This is a genomic window from Streptomyces sp. RKAG293, from assembly GCF_023701745.1.
In the GTDB taxonomy this organism is placed as follows: Bacteria; Actinomycetota; Actinomycetes; order Streptomycetales; family Streptomycetaceae; genus Actinacidiphila.
The window spans coordinates 6,256,654-6,273,562 of the sequence record NZ_JAJOZB010000001.1 but is presented as its reverse complement, the minus strand read 5'-3'; the positions used below and the strand labels follow the sequence as shown (position 1 = coordinate 6,273,562).

The following is a 16,909-nucleotide window of genomic DNA, read 5'->3' as shown; positions in this document are numbered from 1 at the left end:
CTGAGGGGTTCACTGCTGGGGGGGTTCGCTGCTCAGGGGTTCACTGCTGAGGGGTTCACTGCTGAGGCGTGGCGGCGACCACCGGCAGGTCGGTGAAGACGTCGAACCACATGGCTCCGGCGATCAGCAGGCCGAGGACACCGAGGATGAGGCCGCCCCACGCGAGCGCCTGGCTCCAGTGGTTCCCGGCGGCGGCGGGCCGGCCGGGACGGAACAGGACGACGGCGGCGACGAGGATGGCGACCGCGGCGAAGATGCCGTTGAAGAGCGCCACCGTGTGCCAGGGGGTGCCGTATCCGGCGGCGAGCTGGGCCTGCACCGAGCCGCCCGAGGTCTTGATCTGGCCGATCAGCTGCTCACGGTCCTTCATGAGGTCGCCGATCCAGGTACCGGTGAGCGACGAGACGCCCAGCCCGACCGCGACGACCGAGCCCGCGGCGGCGAGCACACCGGTCGCGCCCTGCGTCCCGGACGGCTCGTCGTCGAGGTCGTCCTCGTCGAAGCCGTCCTCGTCGCGTGCGTCCGGTTCGATACCGCCCTGTGCCGGGACGGCCGTGTCCCGGTCGTCCGCCGCTGTGGCCGTGGAGTCCGTGCTCTCCGTGCTGTCCTGGGTCTCCGGGTCGGTGGCGGCCTTGTCCAGTGCGTCGGTCTTCGTGGTGTCCATGCGACGAAACCGTAGGTTCCGTTTCTGAGAGGAACCTGAGAGGTCGCTGAGTGCGATCCCCGTGTTACGGCCCGGCAACTGCGCTTGACCTGCCCGAGTCGTGAGCGGCAACCTGAACTCCCCCTGGCCGCAACGTTTTCCGCGGGACTCCAGGGATATAGGGGGAGGGAAGAAACACCAAGTGGACACCGGTCTGTACATCGGCCCTGACGGCGCACCCGACCGTTACCGCCTGCTGCGATCCATCGGCCGCGGAGGTGAGGCCGTGCTCTACCTCGCCGAGATCGAACTCGGCGGTGGCACCGAACCCGTCGTCGTCAAGGTGCTCGATTCGAAGACGACGCTGTCGCAGGAACAGTTCGACCGGATCAGCTCCAAATGGCGTGAGCAGGCCGAGCTGTTGCGGTTCGTCAACCGCCTCGGTGTGGTCGGCATCCGCGAGCACTTCGAGGGTCCGTCCGCGCACCGTACGGGTGAGGCCGCCCCGGAGGCGGCGGGCCGCGCCCTGTACCTGGTCATGAACCATGTGGACGGCCTCGACCTGCGTGACTGGCGCGCCGAGCGCGCCCTGGACACCCCCGCAGAACGCCGCGAGGCCGTGCGCTGTCTGGAACAGCTCGCCGACGTCCTGGACTGGCTGCACACGGGCTCCGCCACTCCCTCCGGCCGCTCGGTGGTGCACGGCGACCTCTCCCCCGGCAACGTCATGATCGACGCCAACGGCCAGGCCACCCTGGTCGACTTCGGTCTGAGCAAGCTGACCGCGGACCATCAGACCGCCGAGGTGTGGTTCACCCCCGGGTTCGCCGCGCCGGAGGTCTTCGAGGGCAAGCGCAGCGCCGCGACCGACCGCTACGCCTTCGGCGCCCTCGCGTACTTCCTGCTCAGCGGGGAGTCGCCGGCCACCATGCCGGAGCAGATCAGGGCCGCGCTGCTGGCGCTGCCCGAGCTGGCCGGTCTTGAGCCGGAGCGGGCGGCGCGGATCGCGGCGGTCTTCGCGACGGATCCGGGGAACCGGCCGGAGTCGCTGTCGGCGTGGGTGCGTGAGCTGCGCCCGGCGGTGATCTCGACGACGCGCACTCCGCGCACCTCGGGACCCAAGGACGCGGTCCCGGTCGCGGACGCCGCCCCGCCGCCGCCCGACCAGGCGCCGGCCGTACCGCCGCTTCCGGACCGGCCGGCCCCCGTCCCCATGCCGGTCCACGCACCGCCGGTGCACACGCCGCCGCCCTCGTACATCCCGGCGCCGCCGGAGGAGGACCCGGTGACGGACACCAGGCCCACGGTGGTGCTCGGAGCACAGCCACAGCCACCGGCACCGACCCCGACGCAAACCCCGGAGCAGGTGGAGGCGCCGGTGGCCGCGTTCCACCAGCAGCCGCCTCCGCGGGGCCCAGGCCCAGGCCCAGGTCCCGGTTCCGGTTCCGGTTCCGGTTCCGGTCCCGCGACGGCGGCGACCCCGCTGCCGCCCAAGCGTGGCAAGAAGGGCCCGCTGATCCTGGCCGCGGTCCTCGCCGTCGTGCTGATGGCGTCCGGGGCGCTGGTCGCCGTCAAGTTCATGGGCGACGACAAGAAGGACGGCGACACGGCCGCCGCGAAGAACAGCACCAGCGCACAGCAGCAGAGCAGTTCGCCGCCGCAGACCACGACCCCGCCCACCACGCCGGAGACCACGGACGCGACGCCGTCCGACGGCGTGTCCTCCTCGGGCGACCCGACGGGTCCGACCGCGGTGTCGCCGGGCTCCACGGACTCCCTGACCGCCTCCACGGCCGTCGATGAGAACGACAGCCTGGAGACCGGCACGGCCACCATCGACGCCAAGGTGTACACGGACGTGCTGCGCACCAAGGGCTGCTCAGGCGGCTACGCCGAGTACTACCTGGGCCGCGCGTGGAAGTCCATGTCGACCGTCGTGGGGCTCGACGACTACGGAAAGAACGGTCCGGTCACGTTCACCTTCACCGCGGACGGCAAGCGGGTCTCGTTCCAGCAGCTCCTGCTCGGTGTGGCGAAGCCGGTGACCATGGATGTGAGCGGCGCGCTGCGACTGCGGATCGAGTGGAAGCAGAACGACACCGATGTGTGCGGTGTGGGAGTGCTCGCCAGTCCGACGCTCAAGCAGTAGGCGTCGGCTCCCGTTCGGCTGCCCGGGGTCCGGGCAGCTGGACGGGGGTGGGGGCCGGGGCCGCCGGCGGTTCGATGCTGATCCTCGGGAGCCGGCGGTCCAGCCACGCCGGCAGCCACCAGTTGGCGCCGCCGAGCAGGTGCATGAGCGCCGGCACCAGCAGGGTGCGCAGGATGAACGCGTCCAGCGCGACGGCCGCCGCGAGGCCGATGCCGAACATCGCGATGACCCGGTCGCCGCTGAGCACGAAGGCCAGGAAGACCGCGATCATGATCACCGCGGCCGAGTTGATCACCCGGCTGGTCTCGGCGAGCCCGACCCGTACCGCCCGCCGGTTGTCCTTGGTCTCCAGCCACTCCTCGTACATCCGGCTCACCAGGAAGACCTGGTAGTCCATCGACAGTCCGAAGAGCACCGAGACCATGATCACCGGCAGGAACGGCTCGATCGGGCCGGCCGCCCCCAGGCCCAGGAACTCGCTCCCCCAGCCCCACTGGAAGATCGCGACGACGATCCCGAAGGACGACGCGACCGCGGCCACGTTCATCGCCGCCGCCTTCAGCGGGATGCCGATGGACCGGAACGCCAGGAGCAGCAGCAGACAGCCGAGGCCGACGACCGCCCCGATGAACAGCGGCAGCTTGCCGATGATGACGGAGGCGAAGTCGTCGTAGCTCGCGGTGGGACCGCCCACGTACACCTGGAGCGAGGAGCGGTCCTCGGCCTGCGGCAGCACGTCGTCGCGCAGCCGGTTCACCAGCTCCGAGGTGTCCCGGGACTGCGGTGCGGTGGCCGGGACGACGGTGATCACGCCGGTGTCGCCGCTGACGGTCGCGGGGGTCACCGACGCGACGCCCGGGGTGTCGCGCAGGGTCTGCGGCAGCTGGTCGAGGGCGAGCCGGGCGTCGGCGCCCTGGATGTCCGCGACGAGGGTCAGCGGCCCGTTGGTGCCGGGGCCGAAGCCGTCCGCGAGCAGCTCGTAGGCCTGCCGGGTGGTGCTGGCGGCCGGATTGTTGCCCTGGTCGGAGGTGCCGAGGTGCAGCGAGAGGGTGGGCAGCGCGAGGACGAGCATCACGGCCGCGGCCAGACTGCCGAGCAGTTTGGGGTGCCGTTCCACGAAGGCGGACCAGCGGGCGGCGAGCCCGGTGGGCACCTCGGGCTGCGGGCCGTGCTCGGTCAGCCGGCGCCGTTCCCGGCGGCTGAGCGCCTTCATGCCGATCATCGACAGCAGGGCGGGCAGCAGGGTGACCGAGGCGGCCACCGTCAGAACGACGGTGAGCGCAGCCGCGACGGCGACCCCGTTGAGGAAGCTGAGCCGCAGGATGAGCATGCCGAGCAGCGCCACACAGACCGTGCCGCCCGCGAAGACCACCGCGCGGCCGGTGGTGCTGACGGCCTGCTCGGCCGCGTCGCGCACCGACAGGCCGCGTTTGAGACCTCTGCGGTGCCGGGTGACGATGAACAGCGCGTAGTCGATGCCCACGCCGAGGCCGATGAGCATGCCGAGCATCGGCGCGAAGTCGGCCACGGTCATCACATGGCCGAGCAGCTCGATGCCCATGTAGGCGGTGCCGACGCCCATCAGTGCGGTCGCGATCGGCAGGCACATGGCGGCGAAGGAGCCGAAGGCCAGCAGCAGCACCAGGGCGGCGACGCCGATCCCGATCAGTTCGCTGAGGTGGGCGCTGCCGCTCTCGGTGGCCGCGACGGCGGTGCCGCCCAGCTCGACCCGCAGTCCGTCGCCCTCGGCGGCCTTCGCGGTGTCCACGACGGCCTTGGCCTGGCCCGCGCCGATGTCGTCGGCGGCGCTGTCGAAGGTGACGTCGGCGTAGGCGGTCCTGCCGTCATGGCTGATGTGTCCGGCGCCCTCGGGGTTGTACGGGTTGGTCACCGAGGCGACGCCGGGGAGTTTCGCGATCCGGTCGAGGGTCCTGGTCATCCGCTGTTCGACGCCGTCGGCGCGGACGCTGCCGGTGCCGCCGGTGTGCCAGACGATGGTGTCCGAGTCGCCGGCCTGGTGCGGGAAGGCCTGCTCCAGCAGGGCGGTCGCCCGGCCGGACTCGGTGCCCGGTATCTCGTAGTCGTTCGAGTAGGCGGAACCGGCGAGGGCGGCGCCGGCGGTGAGGCCGGCGAGCGCGACGATCCACAGCAGAACGACGGAGAGACGACGGCGGAGACACCACCGGGCGAGTGCGGCCATTCCCTGCTTCCCTGGGTATCTCGGGTGGATCTTTCAGGGAATAGCCCTCAAAGAACACTTCAGGTGCGGCTGTCACTCTTGCAGCGAAAAGAGATCCTTTGGTGGTTTCGTGCGCTTCCTCACAGGGAAAAGGCGGCCCCCACCGGGGGCCGCCTTTTCACCGTTCGAACGTGTCTTCGACCCCTCGGGTCAGCCCTGAACCCCGAGCTTCTCCAGGACGAGCTCCCGGACGCGCTTGGCGTCGGCCTGGCCGCGGGTCAGCTTCATGACCGCACCGATCAGGGCGCCGGCCGCCGCGAGGTTGCCGCCGCGGATCTTGTCGGCGACGGCGGCGTTGGCCGCGATCGCCTCGTCCACGGCCGCGCCGAGCGCGCCCTCGTCCGAGACGACCTTGAGACCGCGCTTCTCCACGACCTCGTCGGGACCGCCCTCGCCCGCGAGGACACCCTCGATGACCTGGCGGGCCAGCTTGTCGTTGAGCGAGCCCTCGGCGACCAGCGCCGTCACCCGCGCGACCTGGGCCGGCGAGATACCGAGGTCGGCCAGCTCCTTGCCGGTCTCGTTCGAGGCACGGGCCAGCTCGCCCATCCACCACTTACGGGCCTGGTCGGCCGGGGCGCCCTCGTCGATCGTCGCCGTGATCAGATCGATCGCGCCCGCGTTGAGCGCCGACTGCATCTCGTGGTCGGAGATGCCCCACTCGGTCTTCAGCCGGTCCCGCCGCACCCGCGGCAGCTCGGGAAGTCCGGCGCGCAGCTCCTCGACCCAGTCGCGGGCCGGGGCGATCGGGACGAGGTCGGGCTCCGGGAAGTACCGGTAGTCCTCGGCGTTGTCCTTGATGCGGCCGGCCGTCGTGGAGCCGTCCTCCTCGTGGAAGTGCCGGGTCTCCTGCACGATCGTGCCGCCGGAGTTGAGCACCGCCGCGTGCCGCATGATCTCGTAGCGCGCCGCGCGCTCCACCGAACGGAGCGAGTTGACGTTCTTCGTCTCCGAGCGGGTGCCGAACTTCTCGCGGCCGTGCGGGCGCAGCGACAGGTTCACGTCGCAGCGCATCTGGCCCTGCTCCATGCGCGCCTCGGAGACGTCCAGCGCCTTGATCAGCTCGCGCAGCTCGGCGACGTACGCCTTGGCGACCTCGGGAGCGCGCGCCCCCGCTCCCTCGATCGGCTTGGTGACGATCTCGATGAGCGGGATGCCGGCCCGGTTGTAGTCGAGCAGCGAGTGCGAGGCGCCGTGGATACGGCCCGTCGCGCCGCCGACGTGGAGGGACTTGCCGGTGTCCTCCTCCATGTGGGCGCGCTCGATCTCGACCCGGAAGACCTCGCCGTCCTCCAGCGCGACGTCCAGATAGCCGTTGAAGGCGATCGGCTCGTCGTACTGCGAGGTCTGGAAGTTCTTCGGCATGTCCGGGTAGAAGTAGTTCTTCCGCGCGAAGCGGCACCAGGTCGCGATCTCGCAGTTCAGCGCGAGACCGATCTTGATGGCCGACTCGATGCCGATCGCGTTGACGACCGGGAGCGAGCCGGGCAGGCCCAGACAGGTCGGGCAGGTCTGGGAGTTGGGGTCGGCGCCGAGGGTGGTCGAGCAGCCGCAGAACATCTTGGTCTTGGTGCCGAGCTCGACGTGGACCTCAAGGCCCATCACCGGGTCGTACACCGACAGGGCGTCCTCGTAGGACTCCAGGTCCGTGACGGTCATTCCTATACCTCTCAGTCCGCCAGGACGTCGTCGTCGGCGAGGCTGCGCAGCTCGCGGACGAGCAGGGCCAGGCCGGTGGCGATGGCGGCGGCGCTGATCACGGCGTCGGCCAGCATCAGCCGGTCGTGCTCGCCCTGAGCGTTGCGTGCCTGCTTGATGGTGCTCACGGCGCCGAAGAGCGTGGTGCCGATCGAGATGTACAGGCCGAGCTTGCTCTTCTTGAAGCCCTTGGCCTTCTTCAGGGTGCTCACAGCGCGGGTGCCTCCTCGAGCAGCGGGTGACCCCATCGTCCGGTGAACGCGGCCTCGACCGCGGCACCGACCCGGTAGAGCCGGTCGTCGGCCATGGCCGGGGCGATGATCTGCAGCCCGACCGGGAGCCCGTCCTCGGGAGCCAGGCCGCACGGGACGGACATCGCCGCGTTGCCTGCCAGGTTGGACGGGATGGTGCACAGGTCGGCGAGGTACATCGCCATTGGGTCGTCCACGCGCTCACCGATGGGGAACGCGGTGGTCGGGGTGGTCGGCGAGATCAGCACGTCCACCGTGCCGAAGGCGGCCTCGAAGTCGCGCGAGATCAGCGTGCGGACCTTCTGCGCCGAGCCGTAGTACGCGTCGTAGTAGCCGGAGCTGAGCGCGTACGTGCCGAGGATGATGCGGCGCTTGACCTCGTCGCCGAAGCCGGCCTCGCGGGTGAGCGCGGTGACCTCCTCGGCGGACTTCGTGCCGTCGTCGCCGACCCGCAGGCCGTAGCGCATGGCGTCGAAGCGGGCCAGGTTGGACGAGGCCTCGGACGGCGCGATCAGGTAGTACGCGGGCAGCGCCAGCTTGAACGAGGGGCAGGAGATCTCCACGATCTCGGCGCCCAGCTCGCGCAGCAGCTCCACGGACTCGTTGAACCGCTGCATGACGCCGGCCTGGTAGCCCTCGCCGCCGAACTCCTTGACGACGCCGATCCGCATGCCCTTGACGTTGCCGTTGCGGGCCGCCTCGACGACGGCCGGGACCGGTGCGTCGATGGACGTCGAGTCCAGCGGGTCGTGACCGGCGATCGCCTCGTGCAGCAGCGCCGCGTCCAGGACCGTACGGGCGCAGGGCCCGCCCTGGTCGAGGGAGGACGAGAAGGCGACCATGCCGTAGCGGGAGACGCCGCCGTAGGTCGGCTTGACGCCGACCGTGCCGGTGACGGCCGCGGGCTGGCGGATCGAGCCACCGGTGTCGGTGCCGATCGCGAGCGGCGCCTGGTAGCTGGCGAGCGCCGCGGACGAGCCGCCGCCGGAGCCGCCGGGGATCCGGGTGAGGTCCCACGGGTTGCCGGTCGGGCCGTAGGCGCTGTTCTCGGTCGAGGACCCCATGGCGAATTCGTCCATGTTGGTCTTGCCGAGGATGACGATGCCCGCGTCCTTGAGGCGCTTGGTCACCGTCGCGTCGTAGGGCGGGATCCAGCCTTCGAGGATCTTCGAGCCGACGGTGGTCGGGATCCCCTTCGTGGTGAAGATGTCCTTCAGCGCGAGCGGGACGCCGGCCAGCGGGCCGAGCTTCTCGCCCTTGGCGCGCCGCTCGTCGACGGCGCGGGCGGCGCCGAGCGCGCCCTCGGTGTCGACGTGCAGGAAGGCGTGCACCTTCTCGTCGACGGCGCCGATGCGGTCGAGGTGCGCTTGGGCGACCTCGACGGCGGAGGCCTTGCCGGTGGCGACGACGTCGGCGGTCTCGGCCGCGGTGAGCCTGGTCAGGTCAGTCATGGTGATTAGTCCTCCCCCAGGATCTGCGGCACCTTGAAGCGCTGCTGCTCCTGCGCCGGGGCGCCGGAGAGCGCCTCGGCCGCGGTCAGCGACGGCCGGACCACGTCCGGGCGCATGACATTGGTCAGCGGCAGCGCGTGGGAGGTCGGGGGTACGTCCTCGCCGGCCACCTCGGATACGCGGGCGACCGCGCCGATGATCACGTCGAGCTGCTCGGCGAAGTGGTCGAGCTCTTCGTCCTTCAGCTCAAGACGCGACAGCCGGCCGAGGTGGGCGACCTCCTCGCGTGTGATGCCAGGCATGCAGCGATCCTCTGGGGGTGAGTTCGATGGTTTCGCGGCCAATCCTATGGGGGCGGACCCCCTGGCGACGAAACGGTTGGGCCCGCGGGCCGCCGGTGCGGCCCACAGCGTGCCGGGAACCGGCCCGTCCTACGGCACGGCCTGCCCGGACGGCTGGTCCGCGTCCGCCACCGGTGCGTGCTCCGGCTCCGGCTCACGCTCCAGCGCGTTGGGGCGCCGCCAGCCGTGCTCACCGCGGGCGCGCAGCCAGGCGGTCGCCTCGTCGGGCGGCATCGCGGCGGCGACCAGCCAGCCCTGTACGGCGTCGCAGCCCAGGTCCCGCAGCCGCTCCCAGGTCTCGTCGTCCTCCACGCCCTCGGCGACGACGAGCAGCCCGAGCGAGTGCGCGAGGTCGACGGTGCAGCGGACGATTTCGGCGTCCTCGTTGTCGAGGACCAGCCGGGCCACGAACGAGCGGTCGATCTTCAGCTCGCTGACCGGCAGTTTGCGCAGGTGGACCAGGGAGGAGTAGCCGGTGCCGAAGTCGTCGAGCGACATCTTCACGCCGTGCCCGGTCAGCCCGGCCATGGTGTCGGCGGCCCGCTGCGGGTCCTCCAGCAGGACGTGTTCGGTTATCTCCAGTTGCAGTGAGCCGGGCGGGACGCCGTGCCGGGCGAGCCGCGCGGCGACCGCACCGGCGAAGCCGGGGCTGTGCACATCGCGCGGCGAGACGTTCACCGCGACCGGTACGTCCAGGCCCATCTTGCGCCAGCGGGCGACCTGGCCCAGCGCCGTCTCCAGCACGTACTCCGTCAGCTGGGGCATCAGCCCGGAGGTCTCCGCCATGGCGATGAACTCCTCGGGATTGACCCGGCCGCGCTGCGGGTGCTCCCAGCGCACCAGCGCCTCCAGGCCGGCGATCTTCCCGTCGAAGCAGACCTTCGGCTGGTAGTGCAGCTCGACGTCGCCCGAGTCCAGCGCCCGGCGCAGATCGCCCAACAGGCCCAGCCGGTCCGGGGTGTTGCCGTCCCGGGTCGCCTCGTAGACCTCGACGCCGCTGCGGTCGCGCTTGGCCTGGTACATCGCCACGTCCGCGCGGCGCAGCAGCCCTTCGGCGTCCACCGCGTGGTCCGGGAAGACCGCGACGCCGGCGCTGGCCTCCAGCACCAGGGTCAGCCCGTCGAGACTCAGCGGTGAGCCGAGGGCCGCCACCAGGGCGCGGGCGATGCGCTGGGCGCGGGTCGGGGAGTCGCAGCAGGGCAGCAGGACCGCGAACTCGTCGCCGCCCAGCCGGGCCGCCTCGGCGCCGCGGGGCAGCGCGAGCCGCAGCCGGTCGGCGACCTGGAGCAGCAGCCGGTCGCCGGCCAGGTGTCCGAGGGTGTCGTTGACCGACCGGAACTTGTCGAGGTCGATGAGGATCAGCGCGGTGCGTTCGCCCTTGCGCTCCGCGTCGTCCAGCGCGGTCCAGGCGCGTTCCAGCAGCCACTGCCGGTTGGGCAGCCCGGTCAGCGGGTCGCGCAGCTGCTCCTCGGCGCGGGCGTGCGCGATCCACAGCGTCGAGTCCAGGGCGATGAGCGGGACGGCGAACAGCGGCAGCAGGACGGGCATGTCGCAGCCGACGACCAGGATCAGCGGGGAGAGCCCCAGCAGGGCGACGCCCACCATCCCCTGGCGCATCAGCGCGGTGCGGGCCACCGTCGGCAGACCGCCGCCGCGCGGGGCGACCGCGTACCAGAGCAGCGCACGCGTGGCGGTCAGATAGGCCAGAGCGGTGACGACGATCGCCGGACCGGCCGCCAGGCCCCAGTCCTCGGGGTGCCAGGGCGTGGCCACCGAGGGGTGCACACCGAAGCAGGCCAGGGTCAGCGAGGCGGTGCCGACGCCCAGTATGTCCACGGCGCCGTGCAGCAGCGCCTGCCGCCAGCGGTGCCGGCGGGCGGCGCCGACCAGCACCACGACGGCCAGGCTGACCAGCACCGACGGCACCCAGCCGTAGAGCAGCAGCATCGCCAGGGTGAGGGCCGCGCCGGAGCCGGTGCCGCCCCACCAGCGGTCGCGGCCCATCGCCACGAGGTGGCCGACGATGATGCCGGTCAGGACGGCGAACGCCCAGCCGACGGTGCCGCCGGGGAAGAGCGCCCGGCCCTCATGGACGGTGCTCAGAACGCCGGCCGCCAGTGCGAGTCCCGCGACCGCCACCACCGCGATGCGTAAAACCGCCGGGGGCAGTACCGGCGCGGCCGGCCAACGCAGCCGCTGCGCCGGTCCGGCGCCCTCCGTCGGTTCCATTCCTGTCCCTCTCACAGCCTGGTGCGACACCCGGGTCCACCGCGCCGTGCCCGCAGCGGAAACCCGCAAAGGCTGCTGGAAGGTTCATGCCCTTCCGGCGCGCCTCTCAACAGTAGGCCGCAGAAGGCTGCCTCGGGCACCGATCGAGCGTGGTTGCCCGAATGGGATCCCCGCACCCGGAACGTTCGGATATAGGCCGAACGGGTGATTGGCGCCCGGTTATCCGGCCGGGTTGACCGCGGCCTCCCGGGCGGCCTCCGGCCCCTCCGTCAGCAGCACCGCGAAGCCCGGCTCGTCGAGGATGGGGACCTTCAGCTGGACGGCCTTGTCGTACTTCGAGCCGGGGTTCTCCCCCACCACCACGAAGTCCGTCTTCTTGGAGACCGACCCGGTGACCTTCGCCCCGAGCGAGGTCAGCGCCTCCTTCGCGCCGTCCCTCGTGTGGCCGGCGAGCGTGCCGGTCACGACGGCGGTGAGTCCTTCGAGCGGCCGCGGGCCCTCGTCCGAGCCCTCCTCGGTGAACTTCACCCCGGCGGCACGCCACTTCTCGATGATCTCCAGATGCCAGTCCTCGGCGAACCACTGCTTGACCGAGGCGGCGATCGTCCCCCCGACCCCGTCCACCGCGGCCAGCTCGGCTTCCTCGGCGTCCCTGATCCGGTCCAGGTCCCGGAACTCCCTGGCCAGCGCCTCGGCGGCGACGGGGCCGACATGCCGGATCGACAGCCCGGTGATGATCCGCGCCAGCGGCCGGTCCTTCGCCGCGGCGATGTTCTCCAGCATGGCCAGCGCGTTCTTCTTCGGCTCGCCCTGCTGGTTGGCGAAGAAGGTGACGATCTTCTCGTCACCGGTCTTCGCGTCCCGCTTGGGCAGACCGGTGTCCTGGTCCAGGACGTACGACCGGATCGGCAGCAACTGCTCGATGTTCATGTCGAACAGATCGCCCTCGTCCTTGAGCGGTGGCTCGGAAGGCTCCAGCGGCTGGGTGAGCGCGGTGGACGCCACGTACCCGAAGTTCTCGATGTCGAGGCACTTGCGGCCCACCAGGTAGAAGATCCGCTCACGCAACTGCGCAGGGCAGTAGCGGGCGTTGGGACACCGCAGATCGATGTCCCCCTCCTTCATCGGCTGCAGCGCCGTACCGCAGTCCGGGCACTCGGCCGGCATCACGAACTCGCGCTCGCTGCCGTCCCGGAGATCGACGACCGGGCCGAGGATCTCCGGAATGACGTCGCCGGCCTTGCGGAGCACCACGGTGTCGCCGATGAAGACGCCCTTGGCCTTGACGACCTCCTGGTTGTGCAGGGTCGCGAACTCGACCTCGGAGCCGGCGACGGTGACCGGCTCCACGACCGCGTACGGAGTGACCCGGCCGGTGCGGCCGACGCCCACCCGGATGTCCAGGAGCTTGGTGTTGACCTCCTCGGGCGCGTACTTCCACGCGATCGCCCAGCGCGGCGCCCGGGACGTCGACCCGAGCCGGCCCTGCAGCGGGATCTCGTCCACCTTGACGACGACGCCGTCGATCTCGTGCTCCACCGCGTCGTGCCGGTGCTCGCCGAAGTAGGCGATGAACTCCCGCACCTCGTCGAGGGAGCCGACGACCTTGTTGTGCGTCGCGGTGGGCAGACCCCATTCGTGCAGCAACTCGTAGGCGTGCGACTGGCAGTCGATGTCGAAGCCCTCGCGGGCGCCGATGCCGTGCACCACCATGTGCAGCGGCCGGGTGGCGGTGACCCGGGGGTCCTTCTGCCGCAGGCTGCCGGCCGCGGCGTTGCGCGGGTTGGCGAACGGCTTGTCGCCGGCCTCCACCAGCCGCGCGTTGAGCGCCTCGAACTCCTCGCCGGGGAAGTACACCTCGCCGCGGATCTCCACGAGCTCCGGGATCCGGCTCCCGGAGAGCCGGTCAGGGATGTCGGAGATGGTGCGGACGTTCGGCGTGATGTCCTCGCCGGTGCGGCCGTCGCCGCGGGTCGCGGCGCGGGTCAGCCGCCCGTGCTCATAGGTGAGGTTGACGGCGAGGCCGTCCACCTTCAGCTCGCACAGGAAGTGGTACGGGATGCCCGCCAGCTCGGCGGCGACGCGGTCCGCCCAGCCGGACAGCTCCTCGTCGTCGAACGCGTTGTCCAGCGACAGCAGCCGCTCGCGGTGCACGACCGAGGTGAAATCCGTCTGGTACGCCCCCGCCACCTTCTGCGTGGGGGAGTCCGGAGTGCGCAGGCCGGGGTGCTCGTCCTCGATCGCCTCCAGCCGCCGCAGCAGCCGGTCGAACTCGGCGTCGCTGACGACCGGCGCGTCGTTGACGTAGTAGCGGAAGCGGTGCTCCTCGACCTGCTCGGCCAACTGAGCGTGCTCTTCGCGCACTTCGGCAGGAATCTCCACGGCGGTCCTGTCCTTCCTCACTCAGGGTTGTCGACGAGCGATCGCGCCGCCTTGGCACAGTGCACCAGAGCGGCACGGGCATAGGCCGGCGAGGCCCCCGCCAGACCGCAGGAAGGGGTGACGGCCAGGGAGGTGCCCAACGCCCCCGGATCCAGCCCCAGCCTGCGCCACAGCGCCCGAACACCACTCACGCTACCGGCAGGGTCTGACAATCCGGTGTCCGTGCCGGGCACGACACCGGCGAACAGCGCCGTACCGCCCTCGACCGCCTCACCGAACGCGTCCCAGTCACTCTCCGTCAGCAACGCGAAATCGAACGAGATGCCCGAGACGCCGGCCCGCCGCAGCATCCGGAACGGGACGTCCGGCGCGCAGGAGTGGACGACCACCGGTACGTCCACGGCCTCGACCAGATCGCGGATCATGTCCTCGGCCACCTGCCGGTCCACCACCCGGTACGTCCGGTAGCCGCTCGCCGTCCGCACGTGCCCGCGCAGCACGGCGGTCAGCGACGGCTCGTCCAGCTGCAGCACCAGCTCGGCACCGGGCACGCGGCGGCGCAGGTCGGCCAGGTGCAGCCGCAGCCCCTCGGTGAGCGATCCGGCCAGGTCCCGGACGGCGCCGGGGTCGCCGAGGGCGGCCTCGCCGTTGGGCCGCTCCACCGAAGCGGACAGCGTCCACGGCCCGACGGCCTGCACCTTCAGCGGACCCTGGAACCCCTGGGTGAACTCCTCCAGGGCGTCCAGGTCCTCGCCCAGCCAGGCCACCGCCCGCCGGCTGTCCCGCCCCGGCCGGTCCCCGAACCGCCATCCGCTGGGCTCCACCCGGGCGTACAGGTCGACCAGCATCCCGAGCGAGCGCCCGATCATGTCCGCCCCGGGCCCCCGCGCGGGCAGCTCCGGCAGGAACGGCAGCGCCTCCACCGCCCCGGTAGCGGTCCGCGCGGCCTCCCGCGCATCACCTCCGGGCATCGACCCGACGCCGGTAGCGGCACCGGCGGGCAGCGTGAACTTCGCATCCGTACTCACGCACGAAGCGTACGAGACGGGCCGCCCGCGGATTCCCACGGCGCAGGGCTGCGGGTCAGCGACCCGGGCGAATCGTCAGGTCGTTGATCTCGGCGTCGCGCGGCAGATCGATCCCCGCGAGGATCGCGGTGGCCACCGACTCCGGGTCGATCCAGCGCGAGGCGTCGTACTCCGTGCCCTCCTGGTGGTGCACCTTCTCCTGCATCGGGGTCGCCGTGCGGCCCGGGTACACGCTCGTCACCCGCACCCCGTTCCCGTGCTCCTCCTGCCGCAGCGCGTCCGCCACCGCCTTCAGGCCGTGCTTGCTCGCCGCGTACACCCCCCAGTTCGCGTGCGCGTTGAGGCCGGCGCCGGAGTTCACGAAGACCACATGGCCCTGGGACATCCGCAGCTGGGGCAGGAGCAGCCGGGTCAGTTCGGCCGGGGCGATCAGGTTGACGGCGAGGGTCTGCTGCCAGACCTTCGCGGTGAGTTCGCCGATCCCGCCGAGCTCGACGATGCCCGCGATGTGCAGCAGCGAGTCGAGCCGGTCCGGCATCGGCTGGTGGGCGAAGGCCCACGACAGCCGGGCCGGTTCCGCGAGGTCGCCGACGAGGGTGCGGGCGCCGGCGAAACGCGACGCCAGCTCCTTGGCCCGGCCGGCGTCCCGCGCCAGGAGCAGCACCTCGTCGCCGCGGTCCAGCAGCCGCTGGGCGACAGCGGCGCCGATGCCGGAACCGGCGCCAGTGATCAGATGCGTGCTCACGCGTTCTCCTCCAGGTATGCCATGGCCTCGGCGCCGTCCTCGGCGAAGAAGACCAGGTCGCTCAGGGGCAGCGGCAGGAAGCCTTCGGCGTCCATCCGCTGGAACTGCAGTTTGAGGCCGTCGTAGAACCCCGCCGCGTTCAACAGCACGACCGGCTTGGTGTGCAGGCCGTGCTTCTTCAGCTCGAGGATCTCGGTGGCCTCGTCGAGAGTGCCCGTACCGCCGACCATGATGACGATCGCGTCCGACCGCAGCAGCAGCTGCGCCTTCCGCTCCGCGAGGTTCGCGGTGATCAGCATCTCGTCGGCGTTCTCGCGCGCCTTGGTGTGCAGGAACTCCACGGACACGCCGACCAGCCGGCCGCCCGCCTCCTGCACGCCGTCCGCCACCACCTTCATGAGGCCCGACTCCGAGCCGCCCCACACCAGGGTGTGGCCGCCGCGGCCGATCAGCGTGGCGAACTCGCGGGCCGGGACGGTGTAGCGCTCGTCGAGATCGGCGGCGGACATGAAGACACAGATGTTCATGCCCGCCACCCTACGAGGCGGCGCGGCCGGTCCTAGACCTGACCGTGGGAGCCGGCACCGGCGCCCGCGCGGGCCCGCTGCGTGGTGGCGATGGTCGCGGAGCCCACGACGCGGGTGCCGTCGTACAGCACCACGGCCTGCCCCGGGGCGATGCCGCGGACCGGCTCGCCGTCGAACTCCACCAGCAGCTCGCCGTCGACCAGCTCGGCGGTGACGGGTACGTCCTCGCCGTGGGCGCGCAGCTGCGCGGTGTACGTGGCGCGGCCGGTGGGCGGGGTGCCGCACCAGCGGGGCTTGACGGCGGTGAGCGCGGTGACGTCCAGCGCCTCGACCGGGCCGACGGTGACGGTGTTGTTCACCGGCGAGATGTCGAGGACATAGCGCGGCTTGCCGTCGTCGGCGGGGGTGCCGATGCGCAGCCCCTTGCGCTGCCCGATGGTGAAGCCGAACGCTCCGCTGTGGGTGCCGAGACTGGTGCCGTCCTCGTCCAGGATCTCGCCCTCGGCGCTGCCGAGGTGCTTCGCGAGGAAGCCCTGGGTGTCGCCGTCGGCGATGAAGCAGATGTCGTGGCTGTCCGGCTTCTTCGCGACGGCCAGGTCGCGGCGCTCGGCCTCGGCGCGGATCTCGCCCTTGGTGGTGAGGGTGTCCCCGAGCGGGAACATCGCGTGCGCGAGCTGGCGCTCGTCGAGCACGCCGAGCACATAGCTCTGGTCCTTCGCGGCGTCCGAGGCGCGGTGCAGTTCACGGGTGCCGTCGTCGTTGATCACGACGGTCGCGTAGTGGCCGGTGCAGACGGCGTCGAAGCCCAGCGCGATCGCCTTGTCCAGCAGCGCCGCGAACTTGATCTTCTCGTTGCAGCGCAGGCAGGGGTTGGGCGTGCGGCCGGCCGCGTACTCCGCGACGAAGTCGTCGACGACGTCCTCACGGAAGCGGTCCGCCAGGTCCCACACGTAGAACGGGATGCCGATGACGTCGGCCGCGCGCCGGGCGTCACGGGAGTCCTCGACCGTGCAGCAGCCGCGGGCGCCGGTCCTGAAGGACTTCGGGTTCGCCGAGAGGGCCAGATGGACACCGGTGACGTCGTGGCCAGCCTCGGCGGCGCGGGCCGCGGCGACCGCGGAGTCGACGCCGCCGCTCATGGCGGCCAGGACGCGCAGGCGACGAGCGTCGCGGGGGGAGTCAGTCATAACCCCTCCAGAGTACGTTGCGCCTCCGGCGCGGTTCGA

At 71.4% G+C, this 16,909-nt stretch carries 13 protein-coding genes; 1 reads left to right on the top strand and 12 read right to left on the bottom strand.

All coding sequences use genetic code 11. The features are described from left to right. Positions 1-55 precede the first annotated feature (55 nt). Positions 56-664, bottom strand: a complete 609-nt coding sequence (locus tag LNW72_RS27915; protein ID WP_250977875.1) for a hypothetical protein — start codon at positions 662-664, stop codon at positions 56-58. Between the two features lie 181 nt (positions 665-845). On the opposite strand from LNW72_RS27915, the gene LNW72_RS27910 reads away from it, so the two are divergent. Continuing rightward, positions 846-2,792 carry a protein kinase gene (locus LNW72_RS27910; RefSeq protein WP_250977874.1) on the top strand — a complete coding sequence of 649 codons (1,947 nt, stop codon included), beginning with the start codon at positions 846-848 and terminating at the stop codon, positions 2,790-2,792. Here the strand turns inward: LNW72_RS27910 and LNW72_RS27905 are convergent. The 11 genes from LNW72_RS27905 to mnmA form a co-directional block, all read right to left on the bottom strand. Continuing rightward, positions 2,782-4,992 carry an MMPL family transporter gene (locus tag LNW72_RS27905; protein WP_250977873.1) on the bottom strand — a complete coding sequence of 737 codons (2,211 nt, stop codon included), beginning with the start codon at positions 4,990-4,992 and terminating at the stop codon, positions 2,782-2,784. The genes LNW72_RS27910 and LNW72_RS27905 overlap by 11 nt on opposite strands. 189 nt (positions 4,993-5,181) lie before the next feature. Continuing rightward, positions 5,182-6,690 carry an Asp-tRNA(Asn)/Glu-tRNA(Gln) amidotransferase subunit GatB gene (gene gatB / locus LNW72_RS27900; RefSeq protein WP_250977872.1) on the bottom strand — a complete coding sequence of 503 codons (1,509 nt, stop codon included), beginning with the start codon at positions 6,688-6,690 and terminating at the stop codon, positions 5,182-5,184. 11 nt (positions 6,691-6,701) lie between these two features. Next, positions 6,702-6,977 (bottom strand): hypothetical protein, encoded by a 276-nt coding sequence (locus tag LNW72_RS27895; RefSeq protein WP_250977871.1) that lies wholly within the window; start codon positions 6,975-6,977, stop codon positions 6,702-6,704. Continuing rightward, entirely contained in the window at positions 6,938-8,431 is a 1,494-nt protein-coding gene (gatA, locus tag LNW72_RS27890) for an Asp-tRNA(Asn)/Glu-tRNA(Gln) amidotransferase subunit GatA (protein WP_250977870.1), read from the bottom strand. Before gatA ends, LNW72_RS27895 begins: the two co-directional genes overlap by 40 nt. Positions 8,432-8,436: 5 nt before the next feature. Continuing rightward, positions 8,437-8,733 carry an Asp-tRNA(Asn)/Glu-tRNA(Gln) amidotransferase subunit GatC gene (gene gatC / locus LNW72_RS27885; protein WP_250977869.1) on the bottom strand — a complete coding sequence of 99 codons (297 nt, stop codon included), beginning with the start codon at positions 8,731-8,733 and terminating at the stop codon, positions 8,437-8,439. Positions 8,734-8,862: 129 nt separating this feature from the next. Further along, entirely contained in the window at positions 8,863-11,001 is a 2,139-nt protein-coding gene (locus LNW72_RS27880) for a bifunctional diguanylate cyclase/phosphodiesterase (RefSeq protein WP_250977868.1), read from the bottom strand. Between the two features lie 219 nt (positions 11,002-11,220). Continuing rightward, entirely contained in the window at positions 11,221-13,383 is a 2,163-nt protein-coding gene (ligA, locus tag LNW72_RS27875; RefSeq protein ID WP_250977867.1) for an NAD-dependent DNA ligase LigA, read from the bottom strand. Between the two features lie 17 nt (positions 13,384-13,400). Further along, on the bottom strand, positions 13,401-14,411 hold the full coding sequence (locus LNW72_RS27870; RefSeq protein WP_308402040.1) for a methionine synthase: 1,011 nt from the start codon (positions 14,409-14,411) through the stop codon (positions 13,401-13,403). A 55-nt stretch (positions 14,412-14,466) separates the two neighbouring features. Continuing rightward, complete coding sequence (locus tag LNW72_RS27865) at positions 14,467-15,156, bottom strand: SDR family oxidoreductase (protein ID WP_250977866.1); 690 nt, start codon at positions 15,154-15,156, stop codon at positions 14,467-14,469. Beyond that, positions 15,153-15,683, bottom strand: a complete 531-nt coding sequence (locus LNW72_RS27860) for a TIGR00730 family Rossman fold protein (RefSeq protein ID WP_250977865.1) — start codon at positions 15,681-15,683, stop codon at positions 15,153-15,155. The genes LNW72_RS27865 and LNW72_RS27860 overlap by 4 nt, the downstream gene beginning before the upstream one ends. Before the next feature lie 32 nt (positions 15,684-15,715). Next, positions 15,716-16,870, bottom strand: coding sequence for a tRNA 2-thiouridine(34) synthase MnmA (gene mnmA, locus LNW72_RS27855; RefSeq protein WP_250977864.1), 1,155 nt, complete (start codon positions 16,868-16,870; stop codon positions 15,716-15,718). Positions 16,871-16,909: the final 39 nt, after the last annotated feature.

What these genes read in the sequence shown, in the direction of transcription:
- gatC (WP_250977869.1), bottom strand. Translation starts at nt 8,733, where the DNA reads ATGCCTGGCATCACACGCGAGGAGGTCGCCCACCTCGGCCGGCTGTCG.
- mnmA (WP_250977864.1), bottom strand. Translation starts at nt 16,870, where the DNA reads ATGACTGACTCCCCCCGCGACGCTCGTCGCCTGCGCGTCCTGGCCGCC.
- gatB (WP_250977872.1), bottom strand. Translation starts at nt 6,690, where the DNA reads ATGACCGTCACGGACCTGGAGTCCTACGAGGACGCCCTGTCGGTGTAC.
- gatA (WP_250977870.1), bottom strand. Translation starts at nt 8,431, where the DNA reads ATGACTGACCTGACCAGGCTCACCGCGGCCGAGACCGCCGACGTCGTC.
- LNW72_RS27895 (WP_250977871.1), bottom strand. Translation starts at nt 6,977, where the DNA reads ATGGGGTCACCCGCTGCTCGAGGAGGCACCCGCGCTGTGAGCACCCTG.
- LNW72_RS27915 (WP_250977875.1), bottom strand. Translation starts at nt 664, where the DNA reads ATGGACACCACGAAGACCGACGCACTGGACAAGGCCGCCACCGACCCG.
- LNW72_RS27905 (WP_250977873.1), bottom strand. Translation starts at nt 4,992, where the DNA reads ATGGCCGCACTCGCCCGGTGGTGTCTCCGCCGTCGTCTCTCCGTCGTT.
- LNW72_RS27860 (WP_250977865.1), bottom strand. Translation starts at nt 15,683, where the DNA reads ATGAACATCTGTGTCTTCATGTCCGCCGCCGATCTCGACGAGCGCTAC.
- LNW72_RS27880 (WP_250977868.1), bottom strand. Translation starts at nt 11,001, where the DNA reads ATGGAACCGACGGAGGGCGCCGGACCGGCGCAGCGGCTGCGTTGGCCG.